13 protein-coding genes are annotated in these 12,862 nt (G+C 59.5%); 5 read left to right on the forward strand and 8 right to left on the reverse strand.

Annotated features, from left to right (window positions below):
- Positions 1-31 precede the first annotated feature (31 nt).
- Positions 32-646: an NAD(P)-dependent oxidoreductase gene (locus tag EQV90_RS06880; RefSeq protein ID WP_003442887.1), complete on the forward strand. Its 615-nt coding sequence runs from the start codon at positions 32-34 to the stop codon at positions 644-646.
- Between the two features lie 62 nt (positions 647-708).
- Here EQV90_RS06880 and EQV90_RS06885 read toward each other — a convergent pair whose 3' ends face one another.
- Entirely contained in the window at positions 709-1,593 is an 885-nt protein-coding gene (locus tag EQV90_RS06885) for a LysR substrate-binding domain-containing protein (RefSeq protein ID WP_240877925.1), read from the reverse strand.
- Positions 1,594-1,704: 111 nt separating this feature from the next.
- On the opposite strand from EQV90_RS06885, the gene EQV90_RS06890 reads away from it, so the two are divergent.
- Complete coding sequence (locus tag EQV90_RS06890; RefSeq protein WP_240877926.1) at positions 1,705-3,336, forward strand: 5-guanidino-2-oxopentanoate decarboxylase; 1,632 nt, start codon at positions 1,705-1,707, stop codon at positions 3,334-3,336.
- Here the strand turns inward: EQV90_RS06890 and EQV90_RS06895 are convergent.
- Complete coding sequence (locus EQV90_RS06895) at positions 3,331-4,260, reverse strand: AraC family transcriptional regulator (protein ID WP_003442880.1); 930 nt, start codon at positions 4,258-4,260, stop codon at positions 3,331-3,333. The genes EQV90_RS06890 and EQV90_RS06895 overlap by 6 nt on opposite strands.
- 318 nt (positions 4,261-4,578) lie before the next feature.
- Here EQV90_RS06895 and EQV90_RS06900 point away from each other — a divergent pair, with 318 nt between their 5' ends.
- Positions 4,579-4,893 carry an antibiotic biosynthesis monooxygenase family protein gene (locus EQV90_RS06900; protein ID WP_003442878.1) on the forward strand — a complete coding sequence of 105 codons (315 nt, stop codon included), beginning with the start codon at positions 4,579-4,581 and terminating at the stop codon, positions 4,891-4,893.
- A 32-nt stretch (positions 4,894-4,925) separates the two neighbouring features.
- A complete protein-coding gene (locus EQV90_RS06905) occupies positions 4,926-5,159 on the forward strand; it encodes a hypothetical protein (RefSeq protein ID WP_003442877.1) in 234 nt (77 codons plus the stop codon).
- A 3-nt stretch (positions 5,160-5,162) separates the two neighbouring features.
- On the opposite strand, the gene EQV90_RS06910 is transcribed toward EQV90_RS06905, so the two are convergent.
- Complete coding sequence (locus EQV90_RS06910) at positions 5,163-5,783, reverse strand: flavin reductase family protein (protein WP_003442875.1); 621 nt, start codon at positions 5,781-5,783, stop codon at positions 5,163-5,165.
- 222 nt (positions 5,784-6,005) lie between these two features.
- The gene (locus EQV90_RS06915) at positions 6,006-6,263 is read right to left on the reverse strand and encodes a hypothetical protein (RefSeq protein WP_003442858.1); all 258 of its coding nucleotides are present in this window, start codon (positions 6,261-6,263) and stop codon (positions 6,006-6,008) included.
- A 392-nt stretch (positions 6,264-6,655) separates the two neighbouring features.
- Here EQV90_RS06915 and EQV90_RS06920 point away from each other — a divergent pair, with 392 nt between their 5' ends.
- Positions 6,656-7,411 (forward strand): hypothetical protein, encoded by a 756-nt coding sequence (locus EQV90_RS06920; protein WP_240877927.1) that lies wholly within the window; start codon positions 6,656-6,658, stop codon positions 7,409-7,411.
- Between the two features lie 70 nt (positions 7,412-7,481).
- Here the strand turns inward: EQV90_RS06920 and EQV90_RS06925 are convergent, their stop codons facing one another.
- The 4 genes from EQV90_RS06925 to EQV90_RS06940 all read right to left on the reverse strand — a co-directional run bounded on the left by EQV90_RS06925 (position 7,482) and on the right by EQV90_RS06940 (position 12,846).
- A complete protein-coding gene (locus EQV90_RS06925; RefSeq protein WP_240877928.1) occupies positions 7,482-8,801 on the reverse strand; it encodes an MFS transporter in 1,320 nt (439 codons plus the stop codon).
- A gap of 212 nt (positions 8,802-9,013) precedes the next feature.
- Positions 9,014-10,348 (reverse strand): sigma-54 dependent transcriptional regulator, encoded by a 1,335-nt coding sequence (locus EQV90_RS06930; protein WP_010655744.1) that lies wholly within the window; start codon positions 10,346-10,348, stop codon positions 9,014-9,016.
- Positions 10,349-10,351: 3 nt separating this feature from the next.
- Positions 10,352-12,106, reverse strand: a complete 1,755-nt coding sequence (locus EQV90_RS06935) for an ATP-binding protein (RefSeq protein ID WP_240877929.1) — start codon at positions 12,104-12,106, stop codon at positions 10,352-10,354.
- A complete protein-coding gene (locus EQV90_RS06940) occupies positions 12,097-12,846 on the reverse strand; it encodes a 4'-phosphopantetheinyl transferase superfamily protein (RefSeq protein WP_160626903.1) in 750 nt (249 codons plus the stop codon). The genes EQV90_RS06935 and EQV90_RS06940 overlap by 10 nt, the downstream gene beginning before the upstream one ends.
- Positions 12,847-12,862 lie beyond the last annotated feature (16 nt).

Consider the following 12,862-nt stretch of genomic DNA (forward strand, 5'->3'; position numbering starts at 1 on the left):
CTGCCACCCATCAATCCAGCTGGAGAATGTCATGAGCAAGATTGCAATTATCGGCGCTACCGGTCGTGCGGGTAGTCAATTGTTGGAAGAAGCCCTGCGTCGCGGTCACAGCGTTACGGCCATTGCCCGCCATGCTTCGAAAATCGGCGCCCGTGACGCAGTTGTGACCAAGGATGTGGACATCAACGACGCAGCCGCGCTGCAAGAGGCGGTGGCAGGCAACGATGTGGTGTTGAGTGCTGCGCACTTCTCGACCCTGCCGGCTGCGGCCATCATCGACCCGGTAAAAAAAGCCGGTGTCAGGCGCCTGCTGTTTGTCGGTGGTGCGGGTTCGCTGTTGCTGCCCGACAATACCAAGGTCATCGAAAGCCCGGGTTTCCCTGCCGAGTACAAGCCGGAAGCCACAGCCGGAGGCGTTTATCTGGATACCCTGCGCGCCGAGAAGGACCTGGACTGGACCTTTATTTCCCCGTCTGCCGAGTTTGTAGAAGGCCCGCGCACCGGTAAATTCCGTTTGGGCAAAGATCATTTGCTGGTCAGTGCCGAAGGCAAAAGCTGGATCACCTTCGCCGACTTCGCCATCGCCATGCTCGATGAAGTGGAGCACCCCAAGCATTCGCGTCAGCGGTTTACGGTCGGTTACTGATTACCGGCTGTGACAGGGGCGAGCAGGTCTGGTGACAGTATTGACGCGAGGCGAGCTCGCCCCTACGGCGTTGTTGTTGCCTGCTTGACCAGCCATTCCATTAATTCGCGCAGCGGCGCCGAAGCTTCTGCGCGCGGCGAGCAGACAAGCTGATACACCGCTCCGGTGCGTACTTTCAAATCAAATGGCAGGGCCAGGCGGCCACTCTTCAGGTCGTCGCCGATCAGTGACCAGTCACCGATCGCGACACCGTTGCCCTGGGCTGCCACCGTCATGGCCAGGTCCAGGGTGTCGAAGTACTGACTTTTGCAGATGCTCGCGACATCGCCTCCGGCAGCATTCAGCCAGTTGCTCCAGTCCCGTTGATCGCGGCTGGGGTGCAGTAGCGTGTGGTGCTTAAGGTCGTCCAGGCTATTGATGGCTTCGCTGCCCTCCAGCAACTGCGGGGCGCATACGGGGGTCAGTTGCTCTTCCAGCAGGTGTTGGCCCAGGCGCTTTGGTCCCGGGGTGGCGCTGTAAATCACCGCGGCATCGAAGCTCTCACGGCGAAAATCCACCCCGTGCTCCATGCTGCTGGTCAGTTCTACCGGCACGTCCGGGCGCAGCTTTTGCCATTCCATCAATTTGGGCAACAGCCAGCGCAACATGCAGGTCGGAGCTTTTATCTGCAGCGGGGTACGGCGCACGCTGGCCTGCTCGACCGCTTCACCGATCAGATCGAAGGCCTGCTCGATCCTCGGGTACAGCGCCTGGCCTTGCTCGGTCAGGCTCAAGCCCCGTGCCTGGCGGTGGAACAGGGCATAGCCCAGGTGATCTTCAAGCCCGGCAATCTGCCGGCTCACGGCACCCTGGGAGATATGCAACTGCTCTCCGGCCCGGGTGAAGTTGCAGCATTGGGCAGTGATTAAAAAAGTATGCAGCGCAGGGAGTGGCGGAAGGCGTTTCATCAGGAGTCAGCCATGAGCACAGGACATGGCTAGTATGAGCAGGTTTGCGTTGTGCGCGCCACACTCGCCCGCTTCAATGGTTCATTTAGAACAACAAGAGGGGCAGGACAGATGGCGACGTGCGGCGAAGTATTGGTCAAGTTGCTGGAGGCCTACGGGGTTGAGCAGGTATTCGGCATTCCCGGCGTGCATACCGTTGAGTTGTATCGCGGGCTGGCGGGCTCGTCGATCAATCACGTGACTCCGCGTCACGAACAGGGTGCCGGCTTCATGGCTGATGGCTATGCCCGTACCAGTGGCAAACCCGGGGTGTGCTTCATCATTACCGGCCCGGGCATGACCAATATCACCACGGCAATGGGCCAGGCCTATGGCGATTCGATTCCGATGCTGGTGATCTCCAGTGTACAGTCGCGCAGTCAGTTGGGCGGTGGCCGCGGCAAGCTGCACGAGTTGCCGAACCAGAGTGCGATGGTGGCTGGAGTGGCGGCGTTTTCCCACACCCTGATGTCGGCGGCTGAACTGCCGGCCGTACTGGCCCGCGCTTTTGCCGTGTTCCAGGCGGGACGTCCACGGCCGGTACACATCGAAATTCCGCTGGATGTGCTGGTGGAAAATGCTGATGCGCTGCTTGCCAGCCAACCGGTCAGCATTGCTCGTGCTGGCGCGGCGCCCGCTGCTATCGAACAGATGGGCCAGCGTCTGGCCCAGGCCAAACGGCCATTGATTCTGGCCGGTGGCGGTGCAATTGACGCGGCCCCGGCGCTGCAACAACTGGCCGAACGGCTGGGTGCGCCCGTGGCCTTGACCATCAACGCCAAGGGCATGCTGCCTACCGCCCATCCGCTGCTGATCGGCTCCACCCAGTCCCTGGTGGCCACCCGCGCTTTGGTCGCCGAAGCGGACGTAGTCCTGGCCATTGGCACCGAGCTGGCCGAAACCGATTACGACATCACCTTTGCCGGTGGCTTTGACATTCCCGGGGTCTTGCTGCGGATCGATATCGACCCGGATCAGACGGTTCGCAACTATGCACCCGCGCTGGCCCTGGTAGCAGACGCCAGAGTGGCGGCTGAAGCCTTGCTGGCTGAACTTGGCGCCTTGCCGGCACGCAGTGCCGAATGGGGCGCGGCGCGGGTCAGCCGCTTGCAGGCGCAACTGGCAAGTGACTGGGATGCGCCGACCCGGGCGCAAACGCACTTTTTGCAGACCCTGTTCGATGTATTGCCGGATGCAGTATGTGTCGGCGACTCGACCCAGCCGGTATACACCGGCAACCTGACCTTCAATCCCGATCAGCCGCGGCGCTGGTTCAACTCTTCCACCGGCTACGGCACCCTGGGGTATGCCTTGCCGGCGGCCGTTGGTGCCTGGCTGGGGCGTCGTAGTGGCGGCCAGGCGGGTGGTCCGGTGCTATGCCTGATCGGCGATGGCGGCTTGCAATTTACCCTGTCCGAACTGGCCAGCGCGGTTGAAGCTCGTACGCCGATTATCCTGTTGCTGTGGAACAACCAGGGTTACGGCGAAATCAAGAAGTACATGCTCAATCGTGCCATCGAGCCGGTGGGCGTCGATATCTACACTCCGGACTTTATCGGTGTGGCTAAAGCCATGGGCTGTGCCGCACTGGCGGTGGAGGGCGAAGGGCAGCTGCGCGCAGCGCTGGCCAGTGCCGCCGACCGTCAGGGGCCGACCCTGATCGAAATCGACGAGCTGCACTGGCAACAATCCCTGGCGCTATAGGCTCATTCGCAGGCGCGCCAGATCCCGTACCGGTGGCGCACCAAACAGGCGGCTGTACTCGCGGCTGAATTGCGAAGGGCTTTCGTAGCCCACACGGTAGCCGGCGGCCGATGCATCCAGCCCCTCGCTGAGCATCAACCGCCGCGCTTCGTTGAGGCGCAGCTGTTTTTGGTACTGCAACGGGCTCATGGCTGTCATCGCCTTGAAGCGGTGGTGCAAGGTCGACACGCTGAGATTGGCCTCCCGGGCCAGGCTGTCGATGCGCAGCGGCTGTTCGAAGTTACCGTTGAGCCAGGAAATCGCCCGGCTAACACGATGCGTCTGACTGTTCTCGCTGGCTATTTCATACAGCCGGTAGCCCTGCGGGCTGCGCAACAGGCGGTACAAAATCTCGCGGCGGATCAAGGGCGCAAGCATGGCGATATCTTTCGGCGTGTCGAGCAGGCGGGTCAGGCGCAGCAAGGCGTCGAGCATCGGCTGGTCGATGGGTTCGACATACAGGCCCCGCCCCGCAGGCCGTGACGGTACGCCCATGGGCCCGGCGTCGCTGATCAAGGTGGTGATGTCTACCGGATCAATATCCAGGCGCAGGGCCAGTACCGGCTGTTCGGGATCACTCTCCAGAACCCGGCCGCTGATGGGCATCGACACCGAAACCACCAGGTAATTGAGCGGATCGTAGGCAAAGTACTCATCGGCTAACCGCACCTCCTTGCGGCCCTGGGCCATGATGCACAGGGCCGGTTTGGGGTGGCTGGGGGAAAAGTCACTGGGCCGGCTGTAGCGCGAAACGAACAGCGCCTCGACGGGAGTAGTGAACGTGCCGTCTTCACGGGCGTGACGGTGGATCAGGTCAGCCAGTTCCACCCGCTGCTTTTCTAGCGCGGGGTCGAGCGCGGGGCGCGGCGGTTCCAGCAGTGACATGGGAGCATCCTCGTTAAAGCGGCAGAGTGGGCACAGCTTAAATTTGTGCAAGGCGCAGGGGTAGTCGATTCCTGTCGAAGGCTTGCCTGATTCTGTCGCTGTCCGGGGTTGGCTGTCCGGCGAGGCCGTGGCAGAGGTCGATGATTGCTTGAAAGCATAGCGCCCAGTCAGTCTGGTGAGTACCTGGGCAGAGGAGGGGGACGTGGGAGGTTTTGCAGAATTGTGCAAGCCAGGGGCAGGAATCGACTAACGGCCAGGAGCGCCGGGCTATAAGCTTTGAACCTCTCACCCATGCCACTTTCTTTTGTGGAGGCCACCATGCCCCAGTCCAGTGCCGTCAGTCATATGACCTTGGTCCGCGCTCGCGTAGGGTGCTCGGCCCAAGTGCAGACCTGCCTCAACCAACTGCTCGAGCCCACCCGTAAAGCCGCCGGTTGTATGCACTTTGCCTTGCAGCATTGCGACACCGACCCGCTGTTGTGGCACGTCGTGGGCCATTGGCAGGATGAACCCTCGATGCAAGCCTACTTCAACTCCCCGGTGATGGAGGTTTACAGCGTGCTGGTGCACCAACAGGTGGTTGAAAGCATCGATTTTAAAACCTTCAGCGATGCAGGCGGGTTGAACAGGTAGAATGCCGGTTTTTTGTGGCCGGAGTTTTCAGCATGGCGCGTAAAGAGTTTGCACATTTTGAAGCGGTATCAGCGGTTGTTCCGGTAGAACCCGGTACTTACCATGCGGCGATTGCAGTCAAAGCCTTGTACGAAGGCGGCGCGCCGCGCTTTCACAAAGTGTTGATCGATCAGACTTTTAAAACAGCGACCGAAGCCGATGCGGCCGCCGCTCAAAAGCTTGAAGACCTGCAGGGCGTTACTGAAGACGCCGAACTGGTCTGGTAACGACTAGCGGGGGCGGTGCATTTTGAACAGCGCCTCAGGCCCCAGCTGGAAGTAATCCGCCGGGCCGCCGCCGCGCAAAATAGGTTCAGCGGCGGCAGTGTCGTAAATCCCGTCTTTAAGCAGATGCCTGGCGATATGTACCGCCACCACTTCCCCCAGAATCAGCCAGCTTGGCACCAGTTCCTGGTCTGCCCTTTGCAGCTGAATGATCTGCGTCACCTTGCACTCGAACGACACCGGGGTTTCGGCCACCCGGGGCACGCTTACTACCCGTGAGGCCACGGTCGTCAGCCCGGCCAATTCGAATTCATTAATCTCTGGCGCGACCATCGCACAGCTCTGGTTCATCGCCTCGGCCAAAGGCCGGGTAGCCAGGTTCCAGACGAACTCGCCGGTTTGCTCGATGTTATTGAGGCTGTCTTTGCGGCCCACACTGCAAAACCCGATGATTGGCGGGATGTAGTTGAACGCATTGAAAAAGCTGTAGGGCGCAAGGTTCAGCCGGCCCTGGGCATCCTGCGACGAAATCCAGCCGATCGGCCGCGGCCCGACGATGGCGTTGAATGGATCATGGGGTAAACCGTGGCCCTTGGCGGGCTCATAGAAATGGATGTCGTCATGCATGGCAGGAGTCCGCAAACGGCTGGGATAGAGGGGCTATATAGTGCAAGCCATTTTGTTGAATGACAAAACAAGATTGGCTTTTTGAGATTTTGGGCGTGATTGAGCCCCCCTCCTACCTGCAGCAGCAAGCTCGCGCCTACAGGTAGAAGGCCATTGCCTTTTACCTTGCTCCAGAAACGACTAAGCCCGGCCGAAGCCGGGCTGGAGTGGCAACTTCAGGTGTTAGCTGAAGCGGGCGCCGTGGGTACGATCATAGCCATCGGCGGCGAAGGTGGCCGACTGGGTGCGGCTGTAACCGTCTTCGGCAAAGGTGGCAGAACCGGTGCGGTCATAACCGTCGGCAGCGACTGCGGCAGAACCTGTGCGGCTGTAGCCATCTTCAGCAAAGGTTGCTGATTGGGTGCGATCAAATCCGTCGCCTGCAAAAGCGTTGAAGGCCAGGACTGAGAGGGCGGCGGCGAGGATAAATTTGGTTTTCATGGTCGTGCTCCTTGTTGCGGACTCTTGTGAAGAGCGGGATGTTTCGTTGCTATGGGTTTAAGACTACGCCGATTAAATTGATTAAAAAGCGCAAAAATTAGCACTAAGTGATCAGTTTATTCGATGTATTGGCGCGCTCAATCATGTGATCTGCAGGCTGTTCAGCTTGTTGGCCGAGGGCGCTGCGAATCATCCATGAACTGATGTTTCGCTGAGATTGATAGTGGGCTATCAGTATTAACTGACTATTAATCTTGAAAAAAACTGCACCCGCGGACGGACTTTTCATTTTCGCGTTACCTATTTTTCACCGGGCGGGCAGCAGTCTTCAGCGGGCAAAAAAGCCGACAACTGCAACGGCTTTGCACCCTGCCACCTGGAGCCTTTACCCGATGAATAAACTTCCCCAAATCACCCTTGCGTTCTGGGTGATGAAAATCTGCGCCACGACCCTGGGAGAAACCGCCGGCGATTTGCTGTCCATGACCCTCAATGTGGGTTATGCCGTCAGCTCGATGATCCTTATCAGCGTGTTCGTTCTGACCTTGCTGACTCAGTTGTTCTCGAAAACCTACAACCCGGTGCTGTACTGGTTGGTGATTCTGTCCACCAGTACGGCCGGCACCACCATGTCGGACTTTATGGACCGCACATTGGGCCTGGGTTACGCCGCGGGCTCATTGATTCTGGTATCGATACTGGTGGCGATTTTTGCGCTGTGGAAATGGAGCGGCGAGTCACTCAACGTCAGCAAGGTGCAGACCCCGCGCGGCGAGATGTTCTATTGGATGGCGATTCTGTTTTCCAACACCCTGGGTACCGCCCTGGGCGATTACCTGGCGGATGATTCGGGGCTGGGTTTTGCGGGAGGTGCCTTGTTCATCGGGGCAACCATTGCCGTTGTGGTGCTGGCACGTTACTTGAGCAACATCTCGTCGGTGGTGTTGTTCTGGGTGGCGTTCGTGCTGACGCGACCCTTTGGCGCGACCCTGGGCGACTTCCTGACCAAGCCCCATGACAAGGGTGGACTGGATTTCGGCACTGTCGGCTCGTCGCTGGTACTGGCAGGGATACTGGTGGCGATGATCGCCGGCGCCGCCTATGTCAAAAACAAACAAACCCGGCCTGCGGTGGCCGGGTTGTCTTAAACGATGAACTTGCAGGAGCGAGCTTGTCTGGCGCTCTGTTAAAAGCTCGCTCCTGCAGAGCCCGGGACGTTTAGTCGGTCTCGATCCGCGAATGTTTGCGGGTGTCTTTCATCGTGATGTACACCAGCAGCGAACAGGCGATACACGCCGTCACGTACCAGTAATAGCCGGTTTCCATACCTGCACTTTTGAACCACAGGGCGATGTATTCAGCAGTGCCGCCGAAGATCGATACCGTCAGTGCGTAAGGCAGGCCTACACCCAGAGCGCGGATTTCGGTCGGGAACAGTTCGGCTTTCACCACGGCGTTGATCGAGGTGTAACCGCTGACAATGATCAGCGCCGCCATGATCAGGAAAAACGCACCCCACCAGGTGGTGATGGTATGCAGTGTGGTCAGGATCGGCACGGTGAACAGGGTACCCAGTACACCGAAGGCGATGAGGATCGGACGTCGTCCAACCTTGTCGGACAGCCCGCCCACCAGGGGCTGGATGCACATGAAGAGGAACAGCGTGGCGGCCGAAATGGTGGTGGAGTCGGAGATGCTCATCCCGACCGTGTTCACCAGGTATTTCTGCATATAGGTGGTGTAGGTATAGAACGCCAGTGTGCCGCCCATGGTCAGGCCGACTACGGTCATCAACTCTTTTGGATGACGCATCAGCGTGCGCATGGCGCTTTCTTTAGGCTCGGCTTTGACCTTCTTGAAGGACTCGGTCTCTTCCATTCCGCGACGCAGATACAGGGCAACCACTGCACACAGGGCACCGATCACGAACGGAATCCGCCAGCCCCAGCTATACAGCTGCTCTTCGGTCAGGGTCTGTTGCAGCACGATCAACACGCCCAGCGCGATGAGCTGGCCCGAGATCAGGGTGACGTACTGGAAGCTGGAGAAGAAACCGCGACGTTCTTTAGTCGCCATTTCGCTGAGATAGGTCGCCGAGGTACCGTACTCGCCACCCACCGACAAGCCTTGCAGCAAGCGAGCGAAGACCAGCAGGACCGGCGCCCATACGCCGATGGTTTCGTAACCTGGGGACAGGGCAATCAGCAGCGAGCCGAAGCACATCAGCAGTACCGAAGCCATGAGCGCGGCTTTACGGCCTTTGCGGTCAGCGTACAGGCCCATCAGCCAGCCGCCGATCGGGCGCATCAAAAAGCCGACGGCGAAGATCGCGGCAGTATTGAGTAATTGGGCAGTGGTGTCGCCTTTCGGGAAAAAGGCTTTGGCGAAGTACAGCGAGAACGCGGCATAAACATACCAGTCGTACCATTCGACCATGTTGCCGACGGAACCGCTGAAAATGGATTTGATGCGGCTGGAGGTGGTTTTTTCTTTCGGGGTTGCAGCAGACCCGGCAGACAGGGAGCTTGAGTTATCCATTAAATGGATCCTTCTTTTATTTGTTTTTTTATAGCGCGTCAAAACGCGAGCTTGCAGGGCTATAGCAGGAGTTGTGCCAAGGCTTGAACCCCGGGTTTATAAGGGGGAACGATAGGAAATGAGCGGGTATCCGCCGGGCGGGATGTTTGGATGAGCGGAAATCCGCCTATATGGCGCGCAAACTGTTCGCGGCCGCTCTGAAGAGCTCGGGCCTACAGAGGTTGTGTGAATGCCTCACGTACCAGTCCATGACGCTGCATTTTTTCATTCAGGGTGCGGCGCGGCAGTTGCAGCTCGTTGAGCACGGCCTTGATATCGCCTTTGTGCCGGCTAAGGGCGGCCCGCAGGCATTGCGCTTCAAAGGCTTCCTGTTGCGCCACGAGGGACTGGCCAGGATTGAGGTCTTCAAACTGGGGTTCGCTCAGGCCCAGGACGTCACGTTCTGCAACGTTGGCCAGTTCGCGTACGTTGCCGGGCCAGTCGTGGCTCAGCAGACGCGATAGCTGCGGCCCGCTGAGTGGCCGCGCGCTACGGCCCAGACGCTCGGCCGCGGTGTGGGAAAAGTACTGATACAACAACGGAATGTCTTCACGGCGTTCGCGCAGAGGTGCCAGGCGCAGTTCGGCCACCGTCAGGCGATAGGCCAGGTCTTCGCGAAAGCGTCCGGCGCGGGCTTCTTCGAGCAAGTCGGGTTTGGTTGCGGCGATCACCCGCAAATCTACCGCGATGCTCTGGTTCGAGCCCAGGCGCTCGAGTTTTTGCTCCTGCAGCACCCTCAGTAATTTGGCTTGCTGGGCCAGTGGCATGCTTTCGATTTCATCCAGAAACAAGGTGCCTCCATCGGCATATTCCAGTTTGCCTATGCGCTTGCCCTGGGCGCCGGTGAACGCGCCGCTTTCGTGACCGAACAATTCGGCTTCAAACAATTGTTCGGGGATCGCCGCGCAATTGAGCGCGACAAAAGGTTTGTCGGCCCGCGGGCCAAAGTCATGCAGGCTGCGGGCGACCAGTTCTTTGCCGCTGCCGGTTTCGCCGCGAATCAGCACATTGACCGGCAGCGGCGCCAGTTCCATCACCTGGCGGCGCAAGGTCTGCAAGCTGCGGGACATGCCGAGCAGGCGCCCGTCGATCTGCTGGCGCAGGTCTGCCTGTTCGTGCAAACGACGGTTCTCCAGTACCAGCCGGCGCTTTTCCAGCGCGCGCCGAAGGCTGCTCAGTAGCGCTTCGGGGCTAAAAGGCTTCTCCAGAAAGTCGTAAGCGCCATCGCGCATGGCTTCGACCGCCATCGGGACATCGCCATGGCCCGTCAGAAGAATGACCGGCAGATCCGGGTCCAGCTGCTGTAAGCGGTTCAGCAGGGCCAGGCCCCCCATCCCCGGCATGCGCACATCACTGACAATCACACCGGCGAAATGTGCGGGTAACTGGCTCAGGCAATCTTCAGCGCAACTGAACAACTGCACGTCAAAACCGCTGAGGCTCAGCCATTGCTCAACGGCATTGCGAATACTGGCCTCGTCATCGACCACGATAACCGAATTGAGCATGTTTCAAGATTCCTGTGCGATGGGCAACGTCAGCGTGAAGAGCGCGCCGTCAACCTGATTGCAGGCTGTCAGACGTCCACCGATTTCATGAACAATGGCGTAAGACACCGCCAGCCCCAAGCCTAAACCTTCACCCACGGGTTTGGTGGTGAAGAAAGGGTCGAACACTTTACCCAAGTGCTCCTCGGCGATTCCGCCACCGCTGTCGCTGACGCTCAATTTCCAGAGTTGCTGATCGGCTTCGATGCGGATTTGCAATTGCTTGCGCGGTTTGTCCGCCATGGCATCCAGCGCGTTGTGCAACAGGTTGATCAACACCTGTTCCAGGCGAATGGCATCGCCCCGTACCCATGCCGGGCGTACCAGTTCAACCTGCAGGTCTATCTCTTCTTCCTTCAGTCGTGGTTCGAGCAATTGCAGGGATTGATCCACAACGCTGGCCAGATCCAGTCGTTCGCGCAAGCCGCTCGGGCTTTGCCGGGCGTAGGTTTTGAGGTGGCCCGTGAGGGCCGCCATGCGCGTCAACATCTGCTCCAGTGGTACCAGGGCTTTATAGGCATCGTCGACCCGGCCGTGATCGAGCAACAGGCGCAAGGTTGCCAGTTGCATGCGCTGAGCCGTTAACGGTTGATTGATTTCATGGGCCAGCGCTGCCGACATTTGCCCCAGCGCCGCGAGCTTGGCCGATTGCACCAGGCCATCTTGAGCGGTACGCAGATCCCGGGTGCGGGCTTCTACCAGTTGCTCCAGTTCTTCACGATTACGCTGGCGCAAACGGCCCAGTCGCCAGCGCTGGATCAGAAACAATCCTGAAAAGACCAGCGTCAGCCACAGGCCGATCGCCGCCAATGCGGCATTGCGGCTGTCTTCGGCTGCGACCACGGGGTGGCGTAACAGATGCAAGGTCCAGCCTTCAGCCGTTAGCGGTAAAGATTCCCACAAATAATCTGCCGCTCCAGTGGGGGCGTCGACCCGGGTCAGAAAGCTGTTTTCGGCAAAGCTGCGCAAAGTATGGGTTTTGAGCAAGGTCAGAGGTTGGTTGTGATACTGGCGAGTGAGGGTGATTTCGCTGCGGTCACTGTCACTCAACGGCCGTAAAAGGCGGTAACGCCAGCCTGGCTGGTTGGCGATAAATACGATGCCCCGCGCATCGCTGACCAGCAGTATGTCGTTGCCATGATTCCATTCCCGCTCCAGCTGCGGAAACTCCAGTTTAACCACCATTGCCCCTGAAAATTGCCCCTGGGCATCGAGTACCGCGCTGGACAAAAAATACCCCGGAATGCCGCTGGTCACGCCCACTGCATAAAAACGCCCGGAGCCCTGGCTGCGGGTCTGGCTGAAGTAAGGCCGAAAGCCATAGTTATGGCCTACATAACTGTTGGAGGTGTTCCAGTTGCTGGCAGCTACCGCCAGCCCGGTTCTGTCCAGCAGCTCCAGGGTTGAGGACTGTGCCGCGCCATTGATGCGCTCAAGTTTTTGATTGAGTGACGCCTGGACCTCAGGGGTGATGGGAGCACTCAGGGCGGCGACCAGTTCAGAGTCCAGCGCCAGCACTGCGGGCAAAGCCCGATAACGCTCAATCAGGGTGTGCAGTGAGTTGGCATACAAACTCAGTTGCTCGGGACCACGGCGGGCACTTTCTTCCAGTGCATGCTGCTCGGCCTGGCGCACGGCCCAGCCGCCGGCAATCACTGCGCCGGCCAGAATCAACAGGCAATACAGCGCCAGTCGCAGGGCTCGGGAGGTTAGCGGCATGCGGGGAAGTCGCTTGCAGCGCTGATCGCTACCACGCTCAGCAATTGCCCGTGATACAGCGCAAATTGCGCGTCCAGCTCCTGGCCCTGCTGCCATTCAGGCGACAGGTCAGTGAGCAGGCGCAGGCGGACATGGCCTTCGCGGGACCAGCTCAGCACCTGCGCATGCTCAAAGTAAAAGCGTTTTTTCACCAGCGGGAAGAGGGCCTTGAACAGGCTTTCCTTGACGGAAAAGGTCAGCGTCACCAGCAGCGCAATGTCTTGGGCTGCACCGGCGGCCATGGCCCGCAGTTCATCGGGGGTGAGGATTTCCTTGGCCAGGCGTTCGGCCCGCTCGGTACTGAGCATGTTTTCGAGGTCCATGCCCAGCCCTTGCCACTGGCTTTTAAGGCCGACGATGGCCGCAGCGGTGCCATTGCTGTGGGTGATTGCCCCGCTGATGTGGGCGGGCCACACGGGCGCGCGATCTTCACCAATGGCCGGGATGGCCCGGGTGCCGTCCAGTTGCAGCATGGCGGCGCGAGCGCAGACCCGGCCGGCGAGAAATTCGGTTTGGCGTTTGGCCACAGAGCGTTGAATACTTGCAGGCATCTCAATGGCACTGCTCGCAAAATCGTCAGCCGTGAGCCGGGCAGGGGTGAAACCGGTGCTGAACCATACGCTGCCCGGCAACGCTTGGGGCAAGGGCCATTCGTCACGCAGCGGGGTGCAACAGGCAGGCAGTGCGGGGAGTCGATTCATGGCGGGCATTTTGCAG

The sequence above is a fragment of the Pseudomonas sp. TMW22089 genome (assembly GCF_022496645.1).
GTDB classification, from domain to species: Bacteria; Pseudomonadota; Gammaproteobacteria; order Pseudomonadales; family Pseudomonadaceae; genus Aquipseudomonas; species Aquipseudomonas paraversuta.